Origin of the sequence: Streptomyces sp. NBC_00299 (genome assembly GCF_036173045.1) — a bacterium.
Classification (GTDB): Bacteria; Actinomycetota; Actinomycetes; order Streptomycetales; family Streptomycetaceae; genus Streptomyces; species Streptomyces machairae.
Map to the genome: position 1 here is coordinate 9461706 of NZ_CP108039.1, position 22123 is coordinate 9483828.

Annotated in this window: 19 protein-coding genes and 5 pseudogenes; 11 read left to right on the forward strand and 13 right to left on the reverse strand. The window is 68.0% G+C overall.

Going from position 1 to position 22123, the window contains the following annotated elements:
* Window positions 1-141: 141 nt before the first annotated feature.
* The 3 genes and pseudogenes from OHT51_RS42075 (at window position 142) to OHT51_RS42085 (ending at window position 1781) form a co-directional block, all read left to right on the forward strand.
* Complete coding sequence (locus tag OHT51_RS42075; protein ID WP_328884168.1) at window positions 142-417, forward strand: hypothetical protein; 276 nt, start codon at window positions 142-144, stop codon at window positions 415-417.
* A 49-nt stretch (window positions 418-466) separates the two neighbouring features.
* Window positions 467-625: pseudogene (locus tag OHT51_RS42080) on the forward strand (fic family toxin-antitoxin system, toxin component); the annotation flags it as partial.
* 214 nt (window positions 626-839) lie between these two features.
* Window positions 840-1781: an SMI1/KNR4 family protein gene (locus OHT51_RS42085; protein WP_328884169.1), complete on the forward strand. Its 942-nt coding sequence runs from the start codon at window positions 840-842 to the stop codon at window positions 1779-1781.
* A 74-nt stretch (window positions 1782-1855) separates the two neighbouring features.
* On the opposite strand, the gene OHT51_RS42090 is transcribed toward OHT51_RS42085, so the two are convergent.
* From OHT51_RS42090 to OHT51_RS42100, 3 genes are all read right to left on the reverse strand, one after another.
* Window positions 1856-3880: a hypothetical protein gene (locus OHT51_RS42090; RefSeq protein WP_328884170.1), complete on the reverse strand. Its 2025-nt coding sequence runs from the start codon at window positions 3878-3880 to the stop codon at window positions 1856-1858.
* A gap of 187 nt (window positions 3881-4067) precedes the next feature.
* Window positions 4068-4220 carry a hypothetical protein gene (locus OHT51_RS42095; RefSeq protein ID WP_328884630.1) on the reverse strand — a complete coding sequence of 51 codons (153 nt, stop codon included), beginning with the start codon at window positions 4218-4220 and terminating at the stop codon, window positions 4068-4070.
* A 357-nt stretch (window positions 4221-4577) separates the two neighbouring features.
* Window positions 4578-4868, reverse strand: coding sequence for a hypothetical protein (locus tag OHT51_RS42100; RefSeq protein ID WP_328884171.1), 291 nt, complete (start codon window positions 4866-4868; stop codon window positions 4578-4580).
* A gap of 112 nt (window positions 4869-4980) precedes the next feature.
* Here OHT51_RS42100 and OHT51_RS42105 point away from each other — a divergent pair, with 112 nt between their 5' ends.
* The 6 genes from OHT51_RS42105 (at window position 4981) to OHT51_RS42130 (ending at window position 11173) form a co-directional block, all read left to right on the forward strand.
* Window positions 4981-6714, forward strand: coding sequence for a hydroxysqualene dehydroxylase (locus OHT51_RS42105; RefSeq protein ID WP_443052679.1), 1734 nt, complete (start codon window positions 4981-4983; stop codon window positions 6712-6714).
* Window positions 6715-7648: 934 nt separating this feature from the next.
* A complete protein-coding gene (locus tag OHT51_RS42110; protein ID WP_328884173.1) occupies window positions 7649-8023 on the forward strand; it encodes a hypothetical protein in 375 nt (124 codons plus the stop codon).
* A 299-nt stretch (window positions 8024-8322) separates the two neighbouring features.
* Window positions 8323-8880, forward strand: a complete 558-nt coding sequence (locus tag OHT51_RS42115; RefSeq protein WP_328884174.1) for a dihydrofolate reductase family protein — start codon at window positions 8323-8325, stop codon at window positions 8878-8880.
* Window positions 8881-9040: 160 nt separating this feature from the next.
* Complete coding sequence (locus OHT51_RS42120; protein ID WP_328884617.1) at window positions 9041-9556, forward strand: DUF6545 domain-containing protein; 516 nt, start codon at window positions 9041-9043, stop codon at window positions 9554-9556.
* Window positions 9557-9793: 237 nt separating this feature from the next.
* Window positions 9794-10429, forward strand: coding sequence for a hypothetical protein (locus OHT51_RS42125; RefSeq protein ID WP_328884175.1), 636 nt, complete (start codon window positions 9794-9796; stop codon window positions 10427-10429).
* A gap of 126 nt (window positions 10430-10555) precedes the next feature.
* Entirely contained in the window at window positions 10556-11173 is a 618-nt protein-coding gene (locus tag OHT51_RS42130; RefSeq protein WP_328884176.1) for an SMI1/KNR4 family protein, read from the forward strand.
* A gap of 62 nt (window positions 11174-11235) precedes the next feature.
* Here OHT51_RS42130 and OHT51_RS42135 read toward each other — a convergent pair whose 3' ends face one another.
* The 6 genes and pseudogenes from OHT51_RS42135 to OHT51_RS42160 all read right to left on the reverse strand — a co-directional run bounded on the left by OHT51_RS42135 (window position 11236) and on the right by OHT51_RS42160 (window position 16421).
* A complete protein-coding gene (locus tag OHT51_RS42135; protein WP_328876883.1) occupies window positions 11236-12192 on the reverse strand; it encodes an IS481 family transposase in 957 nt (318 codons plus the stop codon).
* Window positions 12193-12293: 101 nt separating this feature from the next.
* Window positions 12294-12860: a hypothetical protein gene (locus OHT51_RS42140; protein ID WP_328884177.1), complete on the reverse strand. Its 567-nt coding sequence runs from the start codon at window positions 12858-12860 to the stop codon at window positions 12294-12296.
* Between the two features lie 262 nt (window positions 12861-13122).
* Window positions 13123-13830, reverse strand: a complete 708-nt coding sequence (gene ku / locus OHT51_RS42145; RefSeq protein ID WP_328884618.1) for a non-homologous end joining protein Ku — start codon at window positions 13828-13830, stop codon at window positions 13123-13125.
* A gap of 68 nt (window positions 13831-13898) precedes the next feature.
* A pseudogene (locus OHT51_RS42150) lies at window positions 13899-13997 on the reverse strand (Ku protein); the annotation flags it as partial.
* A 92-nt stretch (window positions 13998-14089) separates the two neighbouring features.
* Window positions 14090-14730, reverse strand: a pseudogene (locus tag OHT51_RS42155) (IS5 family transposase); the annotation flags it as partial.
* Between the two features lie 456 nt (window positions 14731-15186).
* Window positions 15187-16421 (reverse strand): annotated as a pseudogene (locus OHT51_RS42160) (IS701 family transposase).
* Between the two features lie 166 nt (window positions 16422-16587).
* On the opposite strand from OHT51_RS42160, the gene OHT51_RS42165 reads away from it, so the two are divergent.
* Window positions 16588-16992: a type II toxin-antitoxin system PemK/MazF family toxin gene (locus OHT51_RS42165; RefSeq protein WP_328884619.1), complete on the forward strand. Its 405-nt coding sequence runs from the start codon at window positions 16588-16590 to the stop codon at window positions 16990-16992.
* Between the two features lie 388 nt (window positions 16993-17380).
* Here OHT51_RS42165 and OHT51_RS42170 read toward each other — a convergent pair whose 3' ends face one another.
* Window positions 17381-18766 carry an NAD(P)/FAD-dependent oxidoreductase gene (locus OHT51_RS42170; RefSeq protein ID WP_328884178.1) on the reverse strand — a complete coding sequence of 462 codons (1386 nt, stop codon included), beginning with the start codon at window positions 18764-18766 and terminating at the stop codon, window positions 17381-17383.
* 131 nt (window positions 18767-18897) lie between these two features.
* Between OHT51_RS42170 and OHT51_RS42175 the strand changes: the two genes are divergently transcribed.
* Window positions 18898-20058: a carboxylate-amine ligase gene (locus OHT51_RS42175; RefSeq protein WP_328884179.1), complete on the forward strand. Its 1161-nt coding sequence runs from the start codon at window positions 18898-18900 to the stop codon at window positions 20056-20058.
* A 566-nt stretch (window positions 20059-20624) separates the two neighbouring features.
* Here OHT51_RS42175 and tpg read toward each other — a convergent pair.
* The 3 genes and pseudogenes from tpg to OHT51_RS43445 form a co-directional block, all read right to left on the reverse strand.
* Window positions 20625-20877, reverse strand: a pseudogene (gene tpg, locus OHT51_RS42180) (telomere-protecting terminal protein Tpg); the annotation flags it as partial.
* 33 nt (window positions 20878-20910) lie between these two features.
* Window positions 20911-21618, reverse strand: a complete 708-nt coding sequence (locus tag OHT51_RS42185; RefSeq protein ID WP_328884631.1) for a hypothetical protein — start codon at window positions 21616-21618, stop codon at window positions 20911-20913.
* The gene (locus OHT51_RS43445; protein ID WP_443052680.1) at window positions 21506-21751 is read right to left on the reverse strand and encodes an XRE family transcriptional regulator; all 246 of its coding nucleotides are present in this window, start codon (window positions 21749-21751) and stop codon (window positions 21506-21508) included. Before OHT51_RS43445 ends, OHT51_RS42185 begins: the two co-directional genes overlap by 113 nt.
* Between the last annotated feature and the right edge of the window lie 372 nt (window positions 21752-22123).

A 22123-nucleotide genomic window follows, 5' to 3' on the forward strand; every position in this document is an offset into this window, starting at 1 on the left:
GAGAGATGGCTCTGGCTCCACTTCTGCGGCAGCGGCCTGACGCTGCCACTGCCTGCGACACTGACGTCATACGCGTCGCGGCATGCGACGTCGAGGGGGTAGGGAACTGATCGCGAGATGCCTCAATGGATAGTCCTGGCTGTGCCTGTCAGCGGCGTGTCGGATGCAGGTCGTGACGGGCGGACCGTCGCGGAGTTCGAAGGCAGCGCGGAAGAGGCAGAAGCGGCTCTTCTGCAGGCGGCGCACACATACGAGCACACTCTGTGGAAGGTGCGCCGCCGCGAGATCTTCAAGTGCTCAAGCAGGTCCTACTTCATTCGCCTCCAGAATCGTCTGGCGACGTACGTTTTCCTCATCCAGCTTGCCGAACTGGTCCACGACTCTGATTCGAAGCGACTGGACCGTCCTGCCACCTGATGGATCACCGTCATAGACGTTGTGCCAGAACCCCGCCGGACCTGTTCAAGTCGCCGCGGCGACTGGCGTGATGTACCTGGAGGCTTCCGGGATCCCGGTCAAACCCACCCGCGAAGACGCCCTCGCCCTACGCGACCTGTTGCGCGGCCCTGCCTGCACCTGCGGCGAGATCGCTGCTGCGCTGCGCGCCTGGCCCGTCCCCAGTTGACGCCGAGTGGCCCTTCTAGCTAACCCCCGCACTGATCATTCCCTTTGGGGTTCCTGCTCTCCGTCGGTGGTGAGGTGCCCCAACCTGCGGAGCAGGGAGGCGAGTTCGGTGGCCTCGGCCGCACGGCAATTGGCCCACATCGCCCTGCGGCTGAGCGGCGGCGTCCTAGTGTGAGGGGCAGCGTCCTCCATCGACCAGCAAGGAGCAACAGGCCGTGATCGTCGAGATCCCCGCGCACGTACGCGAGCTCGCCCCCCAGCTCGGAGCTGGCGTGCCCTACGCTCTGAAGGTCTTGGTCGGCCAGTTGGCCGACGACCCGGGCATGGGTGAGCCTTCGGCTCTGCCCGGCGTCCTCACGGTGTTGGTCGACGGCGACGTGTTCGAGGACTGCCCCGACCTGACTGTGGGCTATGTCCGCGAGCCCGACCGGATCGAGATCCGGTACGTGAACCCGGCCGCCGTTGCCGAGCCCGCAACGGATACCCAGGACCAGAACCAAGAGCTGGAGGAGCCTGCTGATCCTGCCGCCGACGCGGTCACCGTACGGGAGGTCGCCGATGCCTGGCGGCGCATCACCGACTGGCTCCAGCACCATGCGCCCGATTCCTACGCTGCGTTGCGCGCCGGCGCGAGTCCTGCCGCCATCACCGCCCTGGAAGAGGACCTTGGCATCCGGATACCCGTCGAGCTGCGCGCCCTGTGGCTGCTGACCGCGGGCGACGACGGGGCCAATGGATGGGGATGCCTTCCAGGCAACAGGGCTCTGATGACCCTGGACGCCGTGGCTGCCACCTACCGGCTCAAGACGGACGCCCAAGCTGATCAGGACGCCCTCAACGCCATCCGCACCGAAGACAACCGGATCACCGTGTGGCAGGCAACCTGGATTCCGGTGTTCGCCTTGGGGCCGGCCGACAGTACGTCGGGTCTGTACCTGGACACCGCGACCGGATACCTGGGCCCCTGGTCCCGCTACAACGACAACCCCGTCGAGGAGCTCGACACACTGGTCACCTACCTGGAAGAGACTGCCGACATGCTCGAAACCCCCGCCCTGGCCGCGCGCGACAAGCCCGGTCTGATCGGTGGGACGCTGGTGTGGCTCAGCAGTATCGATCCGGCACAGGAAGACCGGTGGCAGCGTTGGGCCGACTGACCACAAGGCCAAGGGGGGCCAGCCCTGCGGGCTGGCCCCCCTCGTAGTCTTCACCTGCTGGCGTTCAAGCTACGTCAGCCGATCTTGCGCCACGTGCAGGTGGTCGTGGTCGACGTGCAGTGCTCGTATCCCGGCAGGGTCACGAAGAACCCGTCACCGTCCAACGTCCGCCACTCTGGGGCGGGGAACCCGCTGAACGCCTTCTGGTTCTGCGTGCTCGAGATAGCTGCACGCCCGCACCGCTCAGTGCCGCTCGGTCCGTTCGTTGCCGTGCGGGTGTCCGCGAGGAGACCGAAGTTCGCCGAGCCGTCGCCCATCTTGTCGGTGAAGAACTGGGCGCACTTGGTGCCCGACGACACCAGGTTGACGCTCTTCGGGTATCCGCCTGACTCGTGCGTCGAGGCCAGCGCGTACTCGTCGCAGTCGACCGAGCCCACCGAGGCATCGGATGGGTGCACGCTCCAGGAAGAGGAGGCCCCACAAATGACCTTGCGGCTGTCGTCCCTCGTCCACGGACTGCCCGCGCTGTTCTTCACCGTGGTGTCCGGGCCCAGGTAGTGCATCAGCGAGTCCCACCGCTTGGAGCCGGCGTGATCGGGCATCACCTGCTGCATGTACCAGTAGTACGCCCCAGCGGCCGGGAACTTGTTCGTGTCGACGGTCCAGGTCGTCTTGAAGTACGGCAGCACGCAGCCCGGCGCCGAGGACTTGAGGTAGTCGTCGCAGCGCGGCGCAAGCTCCCGCACCCCATCGATCCCGGAGGTCCCGAAGTTGGCTGTGTCGGTCGCGGCGTCACTGGCGTCCACGGTTGCGGTTACCGACCAGCCCAGATCGATGATCTCCTTGCCCGAGCCGTTCCACTGCGTCGTCACGCGGCCCCACCGGTCACCGTACGGAGGGCTGGTGCCGTCCACGTCCCAGTACGCGGTCGATCCGGCGTTGTTGTTCTGCCCGTCCGTCCACTTCACGTTCGACGTCACACACGACTGGCACGTCGTCCCGGCGTTCCACTTCAACGTGACGCCTTCCAGCGCCTGGTCGATCGAGACCGGCATGATCGCGATCGCCTGGTCGAACTCCGCGAAATTCGACCCGGACGCACCCTTGTTCGGGTACGCCTTGATTCGCTGCTCGAAGTCGAATTCGGCGGTGCCGATCGTCACGTCCCGCCCCGGGTCAATGAAGATCAGCGTCGCCGATCCGATGTTCTTCAGGCAGGCGTCGGTGCGGTTCATGTAGTCCTTGCCCACCGGCTTGTCCCAGCACCAGTCGACCAGCTCCACAGCAGGCGCCACCCTTGCTGCCGCGGCCGCTTCCGCTGGAGACATCCCGGCCTTTCGGGCCTTGGCCTCCTCGGCCTTGCGTACCGCCTCGGCGCGCTTGTTGGCGCGCGCCTTGGACTTCTTGGTGGGAGGGGACAACTCGATGCACAGCTGGCGGCCCTCAGCATCCTGCTTGCCACAGGTACGTTCCTGCCTGGCTTCCCGCTTCACCGCACCGCTCGCCGTGAACGTAGGCAGAGCCGGCCCCGGATCCGTCCGCGTGACCTCGGCGATCTCCTGGTTGTCGGAGTCGATCGTCGACGACGTCTGCGCCGCGGGGAACTTCATGTAGGGGTCGATGCGGAAGTCCGCATAGGGCGACCAGGTCGTCTCGTACAGGCTGCCGTCGTAGGCGGAGGTGCGGAACTTGTACAGCACGCCGGGCTTCAGCAAGCCGTACGGCACGGTCACTTTCGCTGTCCCGCCGGAGACCACATACGACGACACCAGTACGTCGTACTCGCCCGTCCCGTCCAGGTCGACCTCGGCCTTCGGGGTGCCGTCCGCGTTCGTGGTCCACACCTGGAACGTCAGATTCGATTTGTCTCCGTCAGCATCGGTCACAGTGTTGCGCAGCACCACATCCGGAGTGATGACCCGCCAGACACTGCCCGACTTGGAGAACTTGGGGCCGGCCGACGGCGCCCTGCCCGACACGGGCCGCTCGCCCCCGGCGGCGACGGCCGAGAGGTCCTGCGGTCCCGCAGCAGCTAACGCCGCCGGGGAAGCCCCCCGCTCGGGCGCAGGCGGCGCGGGAGCTGCTGCTGCCGTTCCCATCCCCGCCAGTAGAGCCAGTGCGGCACCAGCCGCAACATGCCCCCACAACGACGCACGTAAAGGTCTCACTTCGTCAATCCCCCTGTAGGTATGTGAGTTGTGCACGTCAACCCACACACCCCATCACGCGCGCACGCAGTGCAACATGAGCGAGCTCATGGTTTATCGAACGGGCGCTCGAATCCAGTCAATGGGCGCGGCGCACCCACGGCGCCAGCAACTTGTCCTGGTCACCGCCGCTGCGGGTGAGCTCATGCGCGGCGATTCCGGCGGCCCCGATCCGGCGCAGCGCGAGCTGGAAGGTCCGCCGCGCCGTTCCTGCGGTGACTGCGGCGCCCACTCAGTGGTCTTCCGCTCCTCGGGGCAGGACCTCACCACCACTGGCACCTACACAGAGATAACCTCCCGGCTGGCCGAACCCGTCCTCCTCGGCCTGGCCGTCCTCGCCGTCCGCAGTCGCGTGAAGCGCTGAACTGCCCACATGCGGCGGCAAGACTGGGGTGCCACAGCAAACTGAACTGATCGGTGCACTCGCACCACCCCGAAGTACCGCATGGAAGATTTCCGTGACCAGGTCACAGCTCCGCCTACTGAAATCTTCCGTGCGGTTCGACAGCTGGGGGCCAACGAGGGCACGGAGCCGGTAGCAGCCTCAGTCCGGACGGTTCGGGTCGGCCGGGTCGCGCCACCGGAAGTACTAGCGGCCCTCGTCATCCTTGGCCGGTTCATGGTTCCAGTTGCGGAGCGTCCACAGGTAGATCTCCGGCTTGGGCGCCTGCGGCCTGAGCAACTCGGCGATCCCTTCAAGGGCCCGGGCTCTACAACCAGGTGGGCCGGGGGCCATCCGTTCCGGTTTCAGCTCGATGTCGACGACCCGGCCAGCCGCCGGACCGCGCAGCAAAAGGCACACCAGGCTCACCGTGTCCGGGATGCTTGCCGCTTCGGGCTGCGACCCCGTTTTCCAGCCATCGAAGGATTGGGGCCGCACGTGGCTTCCGGGTCACGCGGGTTCTCCGTATGCTCCTGCGCCGGACGGATGGTTACCTGCGGGTAAGCGGGGGGAACAGATGGCTGGTTCGGGCGCATCACGACGCACGTTCATGGCTGCAAGCGCAGCGGCCGGCGGTGCCGCCGCCGCGCTGGGTACGGCCCGTACGGCGACGGCCGCGGTACGCACGCCGGGGTCGGTCGCCGTGCTCGGCGGTGGGGTGGCCGGGCTGACCGCCGCGCACGAACTCGCGGAACGCGGCTTCCGCGTGACGGTCTATGAGCGCCGGGCGCTGGGCGGCAAGGCCCGCAGCATGGGCGTGCCGGGCAGCGCGCGCGGCGGGCGGCGGGAGTTACCCGCCGAGCACGGCTTCCGCTTCATCCCGGGCATCTACCACAACCTGCCCGACACGATGCGGCGCATCCCGTTCCCGGGCAACCGCAACGGTGTCTGGGACAACCTCGTCGCCCCTTCCGAGATGTCCTTCGCCCGCACCGGCCGTGAGGACCTGCGGCTCCCTCTTCCCTGGCCGGGCCACCAGCCGCCCGACCTCACACTCGACGACGTGCGCCGCGCGCTGACCGCCGTCATGGAGACCGTACGCGGGATACCCCCGCACGAGACGGCGTACTTCGTGAACCGCGTCCTGGTCTTCCTCACCAGCTGCGATGAGCGGCGCAACGAGGTGTGGGAGGCAACGCCCTGGTGGGACTACATCAGGGCGGAACGCATGAGCCACGACTACCAGCGCATCCTGGCCGTCGGGGTCACCCGCAACATCGTCGCCACCAAGGCGGAGGAGGCCAGTACGCGCACGGTCGCCAGCTTGCTGGAGGCGTTCGTCTTCAACGCGCTGGGGCGCGGCGCGGACGGCCCGCTCGACCGTATCCTCAACGCGCCCACGAACGAGGCGTGGATCGACCCGTGGGTCGCCCATCTGACGTCGCTCGGTGTCGAGTTCGAGGTCGGCAGGACCATACGGGAGGTGCTGTACAGCGGGGGCAGGGTCACCGGAGTACGGATCACAGACCCGAACGGCCAGGCGCGGACCGTGATCGCCGACCACTACGTGTGCGCGATGCCCGTCGAGCACGCCCGTCGCACCTGGGGCGCGGACCTGCGGGCCGCCGATCCCCAGCTCGCGCGCTGCGACAAGCTGAAGACGGACTGGATGACCGGCATCCAGTTCTATCTGACTGAGTCCGCGCCGCTGCTCGACGGGCACCTCAACTGCGTTGATTCGCCCTGGTCGCTGACCGCCATTCAGCAGTCCGGGCACTGGCCGGACCGCGACTTCCCCGCCGACTACGGCGACGGCGCCGCCGTCGACTGCCTCTCCGTCGACATCTCCGAGTGGAGCAAGCCCGGCATCCTGTACGGCAGGACGGCCAAGCAGTGCACCCGCGCCGAGGTCGCCAAGGAGGTGTGGGCGCAGCTGAAGGCGGCGCTGAACGACACGGGGAAGGTGGTACTGAGGGACAGCGCGCTGCACTCGTGGTTCCTCGATCCGGGCGTCGACGGCCTCGGCACGCCGCATCCGGTCAACGAGGACGAGCTGCTGATCCACCCCGCGGGCACCTTCCACAACCGGCCCACGGCGGCGACGAGGATCCCGAACCTCTTCCTCGCGGGTGACTACGTGTCCGTCGACATCGATCTGGCGACCATGGAAGGCGCCAACGCCTCCGCGCGGGCAGCGGTCAACGCGCTGCTGGACAGGGCGGGTTCGGACGCACCGCGCTGCACGATCACGCCGTTGTACCGGGCCCCGGAGTTTGAGGCTCTCAAGCGCCACGACCGGACCCGCTACCGCTGGGGCCTGCCGAACGCGTTGGACCTGGGCTAGCGAGACCTCGAGTTTGACATGCAAGGGTCCTTTCAGACGGAGCGTCAGGTTGGCTGATAGTTAATGAACCCCTGACCTGCGACGATTGTGAAAGCGGCTCCCGCGCCGCTGCCCCTATTCCACGCTCGCTTTGATCACCGGTGACGTCGTGAACGCCACCGTGCAGCCCGACGGCCGGATCGCGGCGACGGTCCAGCCCCCGCTCGGGCCTGGTCCACTAGGCCAAGGTCATCGATGGTCAGACCTACAACACCCGGCTCTCGTGGTCCCGTGCTTCGGCCCCCAGTCGTACGTCCCTGCGGTCCGCGAGCGCACCGGTGGCGACCCGCGTGTATCACCGGACGCATGAAAGCACAGCCTCCTCCAGGCGTGCCGAAGGTCATCGCCATGGTGAAGCCTCTACCACCCGAGGAACTCATCGACTCAGAGCAGGGAGGTGAGGAGGCGCAGTTACTCGACGAGGGACGGCTGGGAAGCGGGACGATGCAGAGTTCGGGGTAGTGGGGGCGAGTGATGTGGGGGTAGACGCCCCCAATGAGTTCGGGGATGGGCAGGGGCGCTGTGGCCCGGTCGCCGCACAGGAGGTCGGGTTCGAACTGGTGGTGCAGGAGTTGGGTGCGCCAGTGCCCCGCGTCGTCGTACTCGCCGCAGTGGGCGTGATCGAGGACGAGGCAGTACTCGGCGACGTGATGGTCGGCGCCGGCGGCAAACCGCCACCAGAAGCGGGTGCCGTTGCTGTCACCCCCGAGGTGGAGCAGGCACGCGAAGACGAGGGCGCCGGCTTTGTAGGCGTACTGGCTGGTGATGAAGGCGGCGAGCTGGCGGTCGGCGTCGGGGCCGAACAGGGTCAGGAGGCTGACGGCGTTGAGGTCCCACCAGGTGCGATCGGCGTCCGGGGTGCGGTCGGCGTCGGGCGCCGAGGTGGTGGCACGCAGTGCTGCGCGATCAGGATGAGGCGATGGCGAGGGGCGCGGTGGTTCACCACCTGGACCGCCGGGCAGCCCAGCTGCTGATCGACACCGGGTTCACCGTCTGGGCTCACATCATGGCCGGGGTCATCGGGGACCGGGACGACCTCGCCCGCCGCCTGCGCGAGTGGACGCTCCTGAGGCCCATCGCCCTGGACGAGCCATGGGCTGCCGGGGCGCTTACCGCCGCGTCCGACTGGTTCCGACGCCCAGCCGCGACCGCGCGGATCATTACCTCATCCGAGCCGTCAGCCTGCTCGCCGAACAGGGACGAACCCGCCGCGTCCGCAACGCGGCGAGCCGACGGAAGGAACAACTGGATCAACCATCGAACTGACTAGTGCCGCGTCAGGCACGTTTGTGACGTTCGTCGTTGACCCTGAGCCGACGGTAGGTGACGCGGCACCGTGCAACGAAGTCGAGCGCTACGGGCGCCGTCCCTTTGCGAACCTGAACGCCCCGAGCGTGGAATCGGTCGCGCGCTCGGTCTGCGGTCTGGTTCGCATCACGACGACGTAAAAGTTCGCATCATGACGGCGTCAAAGTAGGTGTGATCGGGGCGCCGATGAGAAATTGGCGCCGGCAGTCGTCTGAGTGCGGTCCGGTGAACTCGGGGCGCGCATCAAGGGAGAGCAACGAGATGAGACCACTTCGATACTCGATCAACGTCACGCTCGACGGCTGCTGCCATCACGAGGCAGGGCTCCCCCCGGACGATGAGTCGATGCGCTACTGGACCGCTGAGATGGAGCGAGCAGATGCCCTGCTATTCGGCCGCGTGACCTACGAGATGATGGAGTCGGCGTGGCGGAAGCCGGCCACGGGCACATGGCCTGACTGGATGGATGAGTGGCGGATCCCGTTCGCCGAGACCATCGACCGGGCGAAGAAGTACGTCGTGTCGAGCACGCTGAGCGGGGTCGATTGGAACGCCGACCTGGTGCGAGGCGACTTGGGGCAAGCGGTTCAGCGGCTCAAGCAGGAGTCAGGCGAGGGCCTGTGGGTGGGTGGCGTGACGCTCCCCCTGACGTTGGCAGATCTGGGACTGATCGACGAGTACGAGTTCCTTGTTCAGCCGGTCCTTGCTGGACACGGGCCGACGTTGCTCGCCGGTCTGCGCGAGCGCATCCAGCTCGAGCTCGTGGACCGCCGCGAGTTCCGGTCGGGGGCGGTAGCCCTGCGATACCGGCCCACGTGAGCTACGGCTTGACGTGATTTGTCCTGGCACGTTCGCCGCTGCCCGCCGATCGAGGCCCATGCGCCATGTGGGTGGAACATCACCACTCGACTTCGTCCACTCCGTTGTCGCCCCCCTGTTCGCAAGTGTTGCGGCCGCCCTCATCTCCGTCGGGTTCACGATGCCCGGTTGGGTCGCCGGCCTGAGCACGGCCTCTGCCTGGGTATCCGACGACCGCACCTTCCAGCGCCGCCACCCACTTTGGCGCGCGATGACCAAGGCCCTCCCCGCAGTCGTCCTAGAACCTCCCTCCCGCAGGAAGGTGGCACGCGATCTCCGCTTCTACATGTTCTACATGGGCCGCCAAGTCATCGAGATCTTCGACTGCGAGATGAGACTCCGACCTCACTACAGCCCAGAGGCCAGCCGAATGGCACTGGCAATAGCTGCAAGCCAGAAGATCACCGGGGACAAGGCTGCTGCCGCCGCAGTAGCCGCACAAGTCGGGGCAGCGCCGCAGGCCGGGTCAGCCGGTGATCACGCGCCCGCCAGGCACGACACAGATTTCGACGACGTCGCCAAGGGTGACCTCGAGCGGGAAGGCGCTCGCATGCCTGGCGTCGCCGGAGCCTTCAGCGAATCCGTGCTCGTCTCCCACACCCTCACACGGCTGCAGCTGGCACCGGCCAACGCATGAGCAAACCCATTCCACCCGACGGCCGCGACTCCTTGTTCGGAGAGGCCCTCCTCGCCGACCCGCACGGCACGTACGCCCGGCTCCGCGAGACGGCCTCGGTCCACCGCACGACGACTCCCGACGGGGAACCCGTGTGGGTCATCACCGGGCACGCCGAAGCACGCGCGGCTCTGGCAGACCCCCCGGCTCTCCCTGAACAAGGCCAATGCCAAAACCAGCGGGCAGTACAAGTCCTCCATGCCACCGGAACTGGGCGCACATCTGCTCAACATGGATCCGCCCGACCACACCCGTCTGCGCCTCCTGGTCTCACAGGCCTTCACCCCACGGCGGGTCGACGACCTCCGCGACCGCGTCCAGACCATGACGGATGACCTGCTCGACAACGTGACCGGCCCGGACGTAGACCTGATGCGGACACTGGCCAATCCACTGCCCATGGAGGTCATCTGCGAACTTCTCGGCGTCTCAGGAGAAACCCGCGGCGACTTTCGTGCCTGGACAGACACCTTGCTGTCCCCCGCACGAGGAGCAGCTACAGACTCCCGGGCGGCGATACGGCAGATGTACCAGTTCCTCACCGCCTGCATCCAGGACAAGCGCCAGCACCCCACGGACGACGTCCTGTCGGGTCTGATCGAAGCCCGCGACGAGCAGGGGGCCCTGACCGAGCAGGAACTCCTCTCGCTGGCCTTTCTCACACACTTCGCCGGCTACGACAATGCAGTGCATCTCATCGGCAACGCCACCCTGGGCCTGCTGCTTCATCCAGAACAGATGAAAGCGGCCCGCAGCGGCGCTACACCCATCCGGGCGCGCGAGAGCCTGGACCAGGGCCACCCCGCTGCCACCGACGCGGGCAGCGACGACTGACCCGAACCCCAAACACGACCGCGGCCCCCTGCACGGTTCTGCGCAGGGGTCGTGGTCGCATTCGTGAGCCGGCACTCTGTGCGGAACATTGGGCCTGGCGCGACACCCACCAAGGAGGCACTGCCGATGAACGACCTCACGCACGCATGGGCGCGCGTCGAGACCTGGCTCCGAGAGCACCGGTGCGTGAGCGCCCTCGAGGCACTCAACCCGCCCGCCAGCGAGCAGGCCACCCAGTCACTCCAGGACGCCATCCCCTACCCGCTCCATCCGCACCTCGTGCAGTGGCTCCACATCCACGACGGCGCCCCCATGTACGACGCCCCGATCTGGCCGGGCGGCTACGTCCCCTACGGCATCGACGCGCTCAAGGGCGGGCCGGAGTACATGGCCGAGATGCTCGACGAGTTCAACGATCAGCGCGACGAGGATCCCGAGAACTGGATCCTGGACCCGTGGGCGGATCCGCTGTGGCTGCCCATCGCCGGTACGAACACGGGAGAGAGCCTCCTTATCGACCACCGGCCCGGCGCCACTTGGGGCAACATCATCGAGGTCGACTACGAGGGCAACGAGGTCACCGCGGTCCGCTGGCAGAACCTCGGGGAGATGCTCCGGCTGATGGCCGAGTCCCTGGAGTCCGGATCCCCGATGCCGTACTCGCGTCAGTACACGTACGCTCCCCGCCTGGACGAAGGCCCACCCCGCTACCTCAGCTGGAAGCTGGAGCGGATCCAGGACTAGGACTAGGACGCGAGGAGCCCCCTCCCGCCGACCGGCGGGAGGGGGCTCCTCACATCTGGCTGCTAGGTGTATTGACCTGAAGCGTTGTTCACACGGCTGATGGGTGGCTGTCCGCCGAGTGCGGTGTGGCAGCGGTGGTGGTTATAGGTGTGAAGAAAGTCTGTGAGGGCTTCGGTCCGCTCTTGGTTGGTGGTGTAGGGCCGCAGGTAGGCCCATTCGTCGAGCAGGGTGCGATTGAAGCGTTCGACTTTGCCGTTGGTCTGCGGCCGGTAGATGCGGGTGAGCTTGCCGGTCGCGCCGAGGTCGGCCAGGGCCTGGCGCCAGGCGAAGCTCTTGCGGTAGGGCCAGGCGTTGTCGGTCAGGACCCGCTCGATGCGGTCGATGCCGCAAGTGGCGAAGAAGGCAGCGGCCCGGCGGAGGAAGGCGGCGCAGGTGGCGGCCTTCTCGTCCGGGTGGATCTCGCTGTAGGCGAGGCGACTGTGGTCGTCGACGGCGGAGTGGACGTAGTCGAAGCCCACGCTGCTGCGCCGGGCTCGGCCGGCCTGTCGGCCCAGGACTTTGTGGCCGCCGCCGTCGGGGATGCGGCCGAGCTTCTTGACGTCGACGTGGACCAGTTCGCCGGGCCGGTCGCGTTCATAGCGGCGGATGGGCCGGCCGGTGGGTCGGTCCAGGAAGGCCAGGCGGTTCAGGCCGTGCCGGGTGAGGATGCGGTGCACGGTGGAGGCGGGCAGGCCCAGGATCGGTCCGATACGTGCCGGGCCCAGCTTGCGGTCCTGTCGCAGCCTGCAGACATGCGCCTCGATGGCGACTGCGGTCCGGTGCGGTGTCCTGCGGGGACGGCTGGAACGGTCGGTGAGTCCGCTCTCGCCCTCGGACCGCCAGCGCCGGATCCACTTGTGGGCTGTGGGACGGGAGATGCCCATCTCCGCGGCGACGTGCGCGACGGGACGGCCGGAACGGACGCGTTCGACGAGCAGTCGCCTGCCATGAACGGTCAGCCGGGCATTACGGTGGGACACGAAGGCCTCCGTGCGGTGAAGATTTCGACACCTCCACCACACACGGGGGCCTTCGCCACGATCAAGACCGGCCGCGTCAACAACGCTCGTGATCAATACACCTAGGGCCTGACCAGACCGGGGACGTCGATGAAGTACGCATCATTGTCCAGCATCCGGTTCTTGGTGTAGAAGCCCGACAGGCGGGATCCGGCCCGCTCGTTCTGGGCACCGGCCATGGTGGCGCGGGCGCACTTCTCCGTGTAGGTGGGTGCGGTGTTCGGCGGCCGCAAGTCGTCGTAGAGACGCCACTTTCCGTCAGCGTCCTTACGGGCGTACGCCTGCAAGCACTGCGATCCGTTGGTGACGTCCGGCTGCGATCCTCCGCTTTCCTTGGAGGCAGCGAACGCGTACTCGTCGCACTGGATGTTCTTGGTGTCGCCGGTCGCCAGCGGGTGCAGAACCAGCGCGTACTGACCGCTGTCCGGGCAGACGACGGCACGGTTCGCGTCACGCTTGACCGGGTCGAACTCGCGGTGCAGCGGGCTGTTGTGTGCCTTGCTTCCGGGGTGCCAGTTGAGCTTGTCGCGCATCTCCATGTAGTACAGCGCGGCGGACTTGTGCTTGAGGTCGAACATCGGCGTGTGCTTCGGGAACACGCAGCCGACGGAGGCCACGTTGGGCATCATCTGGTCACAGCGGATCTGCTCCCGCCCTGGCCACCGAACTCGGTCGGTGGCCAGGCGGCCGCGCCCTGTACGACCCGCGCCCCGGCGAACCCCGCCCTGCAGGCCCGGGCGGGAGCTGCCGCTTCTACTACTCCGGTGACACGCCCTGACCACAGGCCCCACCACGCCAGGCGACCCCGTCAACCATGACCCCGACCACGGCTGGTCAGTGTGCTGTGACTTGTGGGCCGCGCGAGCGTCAGGGTGGTTCCCCGCGGCACCGCTAAGCGCTGCGCGGCTTGCGTCCCGAGGCCTTCTTTGCAGTCCTCTTCGCTGCCGTCTTCTTGGCGGGATGCTTCTTCGCTTCTGTCTTCTTGGCCGCCTGCTTCTTCGGCATCTCGTGTACGTCGGCCGGTCCCTCGCCGCGGGATGCCTTGGCCTTCTCGACGGACTCGTTGAGGGCGGCCATCAGGTCGAGCACCTTGCCCCCCGCCGCCTCGGGCTCGGGTGCCTCGGGAAGGGGCATGTCCTCGCGCTTGGCTTCGATGATCTGCGCCAGGACGTCGGTGTATGCGTCGTGGAACTGCGGGCCTTCCAGGTCCTCGCGGGTCATGCTGTCGATGAGGGCGAGCGCGCCGTCGATCTCGCTCTCGGTCAGTTCCACGGGCGGGGGCAGCAGCTCGGTGGGGTCGCGGATCTCGTTGGGCCAGTACATGACGTGCAGCACGAGCGCTTCCTCTCGCACACGGAGGATGCCGAGGCGTTCGCGTCCGTGCCACGCCCATTTGGCGATGGCGACCCGGGAGGATCTGCCGAGGGCTTCGCGCAGCAGCTTGTACGGCTTCGCCGCGACTTGGCCGTGGGGGGTGAGGTAGTAGCCGGCGCCGATGCGGATCGGGTCGATGGACTCCAGCGGCACGAACGCTTCGATCTCCACGGCCTTCGTGGTGGGCAGCGGCAGGTTCGCAAGGGCGGCGTCGCTGATCGGGATGACATGATCCTTGCGAGCTCGTAACCGTTGCCGATCTCACTCTCGTCGACCTGGCGGTCTTCCAGCTCGCAGATCTTCCGGTAGCGGACTCTGCCCATGTCCTCGAGGTGGTACTGGGGGAAGCTGATGCTGTGACTCTGGGTGGCGCTGGCCACGTTGACCGGCACGATGACCTTCTCTGAACTGGCAGCCGCGTCTGCCTTGTGAAGCTTCCAGTGTCATAGGCACGTTCCCCATTGGCTAGGTTCTGTCTCTTTGGTCATCTGCGGGCCCAGATGAGGATGGCGGCGAGGTGGAGTGCGGTCTGGTAGGCGATGGCGAGTTTGTCGGGACGCATCGCCGTTCGCGCAGGTGGGACCGGACTCCGCGATCACTATGTCCGGTCTGGTGCGAGGACGTCCGCGCCCGCTGCGAGGCACACGGAGCGCGGCCATCACAGCGGTGAACGCGGGTGCGTCGTCTGCCTGTCCGGCGGTGACCGTGATGGCAAGAGGCCGGGCGTGGAGGTCACTGGCCAGGTGGACCTTGGTGCTCAGGCCGCGGCGGGATCGTCCGAGGGCGTGATCGACGGGTTCTCCTCTGACCGGGATCACCCTTTGCGGGCCCGGCGGCATGCTGATGGGCCCGGCAGGCGGCATGCTGATGGGCCCGGCAGACAGTGGAATCCACGGAGGCCGTCCAGCCGATGTCGTCGCCTGCGTCCGCTGCGGCCAGGATGGCTGCGAAGATCCTCTCCCACGTCCCGTCGACCGCCCACCGCAGCAGTCGCTTGTGCGCCGACTTGAAGGAGCCGAGCTCTGCGGGCAGGTCACGCCAGGGCGAGCAGGTGCGGTACTTCCACGCGATGGCCTCGACCGTGCGGCGGTGATCCGCCCACCGTCGTCCACGAACCGGATCGGCCTTGCCCTGGTGGCAGCGCCGAGGCGGGCGTGGTGTCGGGGAGCGCCTCCAAGGGACTGACCGGTCAATGCTGGTGCGGCATCGGTCCCGTCGTCTGGGATGGACTCTCGAACAGGAAGCCGGAGCGAAGCGCTGTTTTGCTATTGGCTCCTTCTTCACGCTTCTCGGAATAATCCTCTCCGTGGTGCTCATTGCCATGGGGAACACCGGAGGATGGGCTCTCCTTGCGATCGCTGTCATCACTTGGAGCGCCGGCTACTTGTTTCTCAAGACCACGCGCAAAAGCCAACCTTGACGCATGCATCGCCGTGCAACCGCGCTGGGTGTTGCCACGGATTACAGCATCCCACGGCGGGCCAGCGAAGGTTGAGTCACGCGCTGCCTGTCGGCACGACTGCGGTAGATGCTGACTCTGGTGACGGCAGCTCCTAGTGCTCCAGCCGTAGATCGTGAGCTTCATGCTTGGGCGGCTTGTCGCCGGTAGTGGCTGGTCTGGGATCGGGCCTGGTGGCGGCGTCGCCAGACGGACCAGCGAAGTCGGTGGACAGGGTCAAAGACGGTCCGGTTGACGAGCGTGATGAACAGTCGTTGGATCTCGTCACAAGTGAGCCGTATCAGCTCGTCGGGCGAGGGATGACCCACGTGTTCGTTCGCGCGGAGGCCAGCGAGGAAGGCATGCGCGAGCATGGCCAGGGTGACCCAGCGGGACCAGGACGGGTAGCGGCGGACCTGGTGCTCGTCCAGGGCCGCCAGGCCCTTGCCGGACTGGAAGAACTCCTCGACCCGCCACCTTGATCCAGCGACGCGCACCAGGGTGGTCAGCGGCACTGCGGCAGGCGAGTAGCAGCGGCAGTAGGCAAGTTCGTGGGTGCTGCGGTTGCGGCGGATCAGTAGCTGCCGGCTCCCGGGCCGGGGGTCGGTGAGGTCGATGACGGCCCAGTCGTAGAAGCGGTGGCCCTTGGCTCCGGCCCCTGCGGACAGCTTCTGCCAGGCCCTCTTGGGCACCTTCCTGGCCAGCATGTCGGCGCGGAACTTCCCGGCGCCTGTGGTGACTTCGTGCGAGCAGGCCACCGCGAGGACGTGGCCGGTGCCGCGTTCCTCCAGCGCGGTGCGCAGCCTCGGGTTGCCGCCGTAGACCTCGTCTCCCGCTACCCAGGCGGCCCGATGGCCGGCGTCGAGGAATCGGGTGACCATGTGGCGGCCAGCTCCGGCTTGGTCGCGAACTCCGTCTTGTCACCTAGGCCGGCGGCCCGGCAGCGGTCGGGATCGGAGGTCCAGGAACGCGGAACGTAGAGTTCCCGGTCTACCGCGGCGTGCCCGCGGCGGCCGGCGTAGACGAGGTAGACGGCGACCTGGGCGTTCTCGATCCTGCCCCCGGTGCCGTGTACTGCCGCTGGGCACCGACGGTGTAGGTGCCCTTTCTTCACGTCACCGCTCTCGTCGACCACCAGCACCGCCTCGTCGTCCTGCAAATGCTCCACCACGTAGTCACCCACCTCGTGCGGACCTGGTCGGCGTCCCACTTGGCCCGCCCCGAGCAGGTGCTGCATGCCGTCCGGGGTCCTGTCCCCGGCCCACTCTGCGATGGTCCAGCAGTTCTTGCGCGGCAGGTCCGACAACAGGCCGAGTACCAACTTCCGGGGCCGGCGCCGGGATTCGACCCGTGTGAAGCGTCCCGCTATCCGGCTCATCAGGACCTCGAACGGCTCCTGCCAACGCGCAGGGTCTACGCTGTGACCTGCGGCCACCGCATGATCGTTTGTCTTCACGCACCGATGATCAACGGTGGCCGCACCCGTCTCCACACCGCGTCAGGTCGCGCAGCGTCTGCCTGCCGTCCTGTGTATCGGAGGGCTTGTGCAACGTGGCGAAGTCTGGTGGGTCCAGTTCGACGAGCGGAGGTTGGTCGTACTGCTGTCAGGAGACGACGCGTCCGGGTTCCAGGTCATGCAGGTCGTTGCTCCGGCGGGCGTCGACATCAGCGGTCTGGGCATCGAAGTGATGGTCGGCGCGGGTGAAGGGCTGCCGTTCGAAGGCGTGCTGCGGCTCGCGTTCCGGCGTCCTGGCTTCACCCCGTGCACGTGGTTGACCACCGTGTCCCGGGACGACCTGATAGAGCGGGCGGCCGTCCTGTCCTCGGCGAAACTCAGCGAGATCGACGATGCCCTCCGACTCGCTGAACAAGCACAGGAGCAGACCCCGGCAACGACCGCGAAGCTCAGCGAGATAAGGGACGCCCTCCGTCGCGGTGAACTCGGGTAGACGGAGAAGGAGCCGACGCCCTCGACGGCACGGTCGATCTCGGGCGAGAAGATTCACGCTGGACACCTGCCGACGCCCCTCACCATCGAGATCACGATCTACGGCTGGAGTACTAGGCACCGACGATCGAATCGAAGAGGCAGCGGAGCAGCCTCGGTGGAGAAGGTGCAGGGCCAGACGGGGCGGGGTGGACACTCACGCATCTGGGGACCGTGAGGGGGCGGCGAGGAGCAGGGGAAGAGACCCAGCGGCGTATCCCTGCACCGTGTCGTACGACGGCCGCCCCGCGCATCGCGGCGGGCTCGCTGCGTCGCGCTACGAGCAGAGGCAGCTGCGGTGTTCCGGAAAGGCGTCCGCGCACAGGCCGGGTTCGGAGGCCGGCTGTGTGTCAGGCAGGGCGGAGGGTGGGGTAGGGGCTGAGGGTGAGGTAGTGGCCTGCGGCTGCGTGGTCAGGGGTGATGGGCAAGGGGAGCATGTGGCTGGTTCCGTGGCCGCCGAGTCCCTGGCCGGTCCGGCCGGCCACGGGGTCGCGGAGCTTGGCGTAGAGATGTTCGGGGGAGAGGGAACGGGCGTCGTGGAAGTCTTCGGCGCCGGTGATGATGTTGAGGAACGATTCGTGCAGCCGCAGGGGGCGTTGATCGCGGTGGCTGAGTTGCTGGGCTTGCCGGAAGTAGGCGTCGCGGCCGTCGTGGATGCGGTAGAACGCGCCGACAAGGATCAGCAGGCGTTCGTAGGCGTTGCGGTACGCGGTCTGGTAGAAGGCTCGCGCGGCCTCCGCTTCGACCTCGCCGCGCAGGACGGCGGTGATCGCGGCAGCGGAGAGCAGCCCGCTGTGCATGGCCAGGTGCACGCCGGTGGACAGCAGCGGGTCCAGGAAGCAAGCGGCGTCGCCGGCGAGGTACCAGCCCGGCCCGCAGAACGCTTCGGCGGTGTAGGAGTAGTCGCTCTCGGTCTTCAGCACGGAGTCCTGTCGCGCCCCGTGGAGGATCCGCCCCAGCAGGGGGCACCGGCCGAGTGCTTCCTCGTAGACGGCGTCGATGGAACCAAGGGTGTCGCGGGCTTGCTGGAAGGAGCGTTTGTCGGTGACCAGGCCAACGCTGAGGGTCCCGTCGTGGAGCGGGATGGCCCACAGCCAGCCGTGGTCGGGCAGCGAGAACACGCCGATCGAGCTTTCCGGGGCCTGCGGCAGCACAGTGGCGTCTCGCCAGTAGCCCCACACGGCGACGTTTCGGAAGACGTCGTGGACCCGCCGCATCCCCAGCTGCCGGGCGCCCAGTACTCCGGCCCGGCCCGTGGCGTCGACCAGGTGCGTGAAGCCGATGCTCCCGCCGCGGCCGTCCTCGTCCAGCCACGCTGCAGACACCGCCCGCCCCCCTTCCAGAGCGATGCGGCGTACGCGCGTTGCCTCCCGTACGTCCGCCCCGAGGCGGCGGGCGTGGTCGAGGAGCAGCTGGTCGAATTCGGAGCGGATGACCTGGAAGCTGTACTGAGCCTCCCTCTCGGGTCCGTCGAAGCCGAGCGCCCACTCCTGGCCGCCCCACCCGTAGAAGGCCCCACTCTTGCGGACGAATCCGTGCCGCTCGACCGTCTCACGGACGCCCAGGATGTCCAGCACCGGCAGCAGCGAGGGCAGCAACGACTCCCCGATGTGATACCGCGGGAAGCGTTCGCGTTCCAGCAGCACCACGTCGAACCCCTGCCGCGCGAGCAGCCCCGCGGTCGTCGCCCCCGCCGGTCCGCCGCCGGCGACCACCACATGCCTGTCCTCACGCACGCACATTTCCCGTCCACTTGAGGTACTTGCCGATTTTGCCTTCTGCCCCAGGCCCGCTGCCCGTGCCAGCATGACCACCATGACGAGTAGAGGGCACACGCCGGCCGTCACACAATCACCAGCCCTCGGCCATGGCCGAACCCCACCCCCTGCCGCACGGCTCACCCCCTTCCCCCCCGCTCACCGTCGGTGCCGAAGAAGAGTTCCTCCTCGTCGACCCGCTCACCCGCGAGCTGCGCCCCGACGCCGAGAAGGTCGTGGCCGAAGCCGCCCGTGACCTCGGTGACCGCGTCGGCCCCGAGCTCACCCGCCACCAGGTCGAGACTCGCACCGACCCCCACACCCGCCTCGCCGACTTCGCCGCCCAGATCCGCACCACCCGCCGCTCGCTCGCCCAGGCCGCCGCCCGTCAGAACCTGCGCATCATCTCCACCGGTACCCCCGTCCTCTCCCCACCCGGCCCCCCACCCCTGACCGACGGCCCCCGCTACGCCGCCAGCGCCGCCATGTTCCGGGCCCTGGACGACGAGCAGATCGCCTGCGCCTGCCACATCCACATCGGGGTACCCGACCTCGCCACGGCCCTGAAGATCAGCAATCACCTGCGGCCATGGATCCACGTCCTGATCGCTTTGTCGGCCAACTCGCCGTACTGGCAGGGCCGGGACACCGGCTATGCAAGCTGGCGCACCACCACCTGGGGACGGTGGCCCGTCGCCGGCCCCCCGCCGTACTTCGAATCCCCCTCACACTTTGAGGACCTCATCGCGGACCTCCTAAGCAGCGGCACGATCGTGGACTCCGGCGGCCTGTACTGGGACATCCGCCCCTCCCACCATCAGCCCACCCTCGAGTTCCGTGCAGCTGACGCCGCCGCCACTCCCGAGGACACCGCGTTGCTCGCAGGCATCGTCAGAGCGCTGACCGCGACCGCCCTGACAGCCATCGACGCGGGCCAATCAGGCCCGCAACCCGCCCCGGAACTCCTAAGGGCCGCCAGCTGGCGAGCAGCCCGCGACGGCATCACCGGCCACGGCCTCGACCCCCTCACCGGCCACCTGACGCCAGCCACCACGCAAATCGACCAGCTCCTGGCCCACCTGCAACCCGCACTTCACCACTACGGTGACACCCACCTCGTCCACACGCTGTGGTCCCGGCTGCGCGCCCAAGGCAGCCGCGCCGAAGCCCAACGCGCGGCCCATCGCCACCGCGCCCGTCTCACCGACGTCGTCGACCACCTGATCGCCACCACGGCCCCGCAGCCCGGGCCAGCCGCGGACCTGCGTTAGAGAGCCCCGACACCGCCACCGCACGCATCGACCTCATGAACGCCGCCCGCACCGCCCAGCTCGACACAGGCATCGTCCTACCCGCCGCCTCAGCCGCGCTCGACCGCATCCACGTCGCCGCCGACCACGCCAACGCCGCACACTGGAAACCCTCGACCACTGCCTCTGTAGCCGGACCCGTTCCCCTTCACCTGGGCGATCTTCGGCTCGAACCCCGGCTGCCTCCGCTCTACGGGGCGCGCCCCCTAATCCCCTGTTCCGCCCACCGCTCGACACGGCGCCCCCCACCAGCCCTGCGTGAGTCGACATGGCGGACACCGTGGCGACCTCGGCATCATCAAGGCCGGTCCGGGTGGGACCGTCACCCAAGGCATGGTTGACCAGGCGAACAAGGTCAAGCCCGTTGTAGACAAGCCAACGGCTGACCTCACAGTCACCGTGTCCGGCCTCGGGAAACATCGGTACAGCGGGGTCCGGCCGGCGCGAGGGTGCTGACCCGGTTCTCGTACTCGCGGCGGGCCTTGCGCTAGGCCGGGAACGCCGGGCACGTGCGCCACCGTATTGGAATACATGTCCTTAAACCCTTCGGCGATGATCCCACGCATCTGCTGGTCGCCAGCGCCCGCGTCGCGGGCGTCGAACAGGAGCTGGGCGTACGGCGGAGGAAGGTGCACGGTGAGTCGCCGGAACCGTCCGTCGTCGGTCGTGCCGACCGGCGCGGTGTAGCCGAACCGGGCGCGTCTCCACCGTGACCCCGCCCGTGGTGGCGGCCTGGCGCTGCCGGCGCTTGCGTACCTGGGGCTGCCACCCCTGCCTTACCGGCGTCGTCGAACTGCGCGCCGGTGGTTGCGCTCACGCTTCGCGCGAGCGCTGCTGCTCGCTGCGCGAGCAGGTCACCCGCCATGCTGCGCAAGGCGGGTGACGCTCCGTCCGCTGCGCTCCCGGAGCTGCGAGCCGCATCGGGGCCACCGGCCCGATGCGGCTCCCACCTTCGCAGGCGTGCTTCCGCCAGGTGCCAGACGACACAGGGTTGGCTCGGTCGGCGTCATAGCTCTTTGCAAGGAGGACGGCGCGCAGCCGGTCGGCCGCCGGGCCGGCCGGCAGCTTGTTGTCCAGCACCCGCAGCCGCTCGGAGAGCGGGACGCCCAGCCCCGCGTCCTGCCGGGCCAGATCGAGCACCACACGCATCAGGCTGGACAGCACGTTGCGCGGCGGATTGGCCAGGGAAATCTCCCGCAGGTCGTTGACCAGGCTGATCTCCCACTCGTCGGCCTCCGCCAGGCACGCGGCGAGCACAGCGGCCACAGCGGACCGGCTGATCACCCCCAACCGGTCTCCGGCAGGGCGCAGTTGGCCATCCGGGTGTGCCGTCTGGACCAGACTGCGCGCCAGTTGCGCCGCTTCCCAGGACTCGTGGGCACCGAAGGACGACTGACGCAGCACGTCCTCAACGACGCGGACCCACTGGCCGGTGCGCTCGGACACTGGGACCTCCCGGGCCCAGTAATTGATGCGCAGCAGCACGTGACGGTCGTGCTGCGCCTGAGCGAACTGCTGCAATTTCAATGACCGTGCGCCTGGCCAGGCCGCTGCGGGCGGCGACCTCGTCATAGCTCCACTTCCGAGCGGCCCGCAGACGCGCGAGCTCCAACCGCAGCGCGTTGAGGTCCGGATCGGGCGGCAAGATCGTCACCCGTCCATCCGACGGGGCAGACCCCTGCCCTGTCAGTGCAGACCCCTGCCCTATTTCCCCAGGTGACGACGCCCGCGAGAGGGCAGAGGTCTGCACTACGGTGGGCGGCCGCCCCCTCAGCTGAGGACGGGACCGGCGCGCAAACGACAGGAGGAACACGCGCCCATGAGGCTGCGCACGACATGCCCAGCGAGGCCACGCGCCTGGACCGTGGAACTGCGCTCGCACACCAGCGGGCTCGTCCTCGTGTGCCACCAGTGCCCGCAAGCGGGCGGACAGGTCGCCGCGGCCTCCGCCCGCTCAGCCGCCCTCGCCCACCTCGCACGCCACGCGCGCGGCGACCTCGTCCCGCTCCACCTGAGGGTCTGCCAG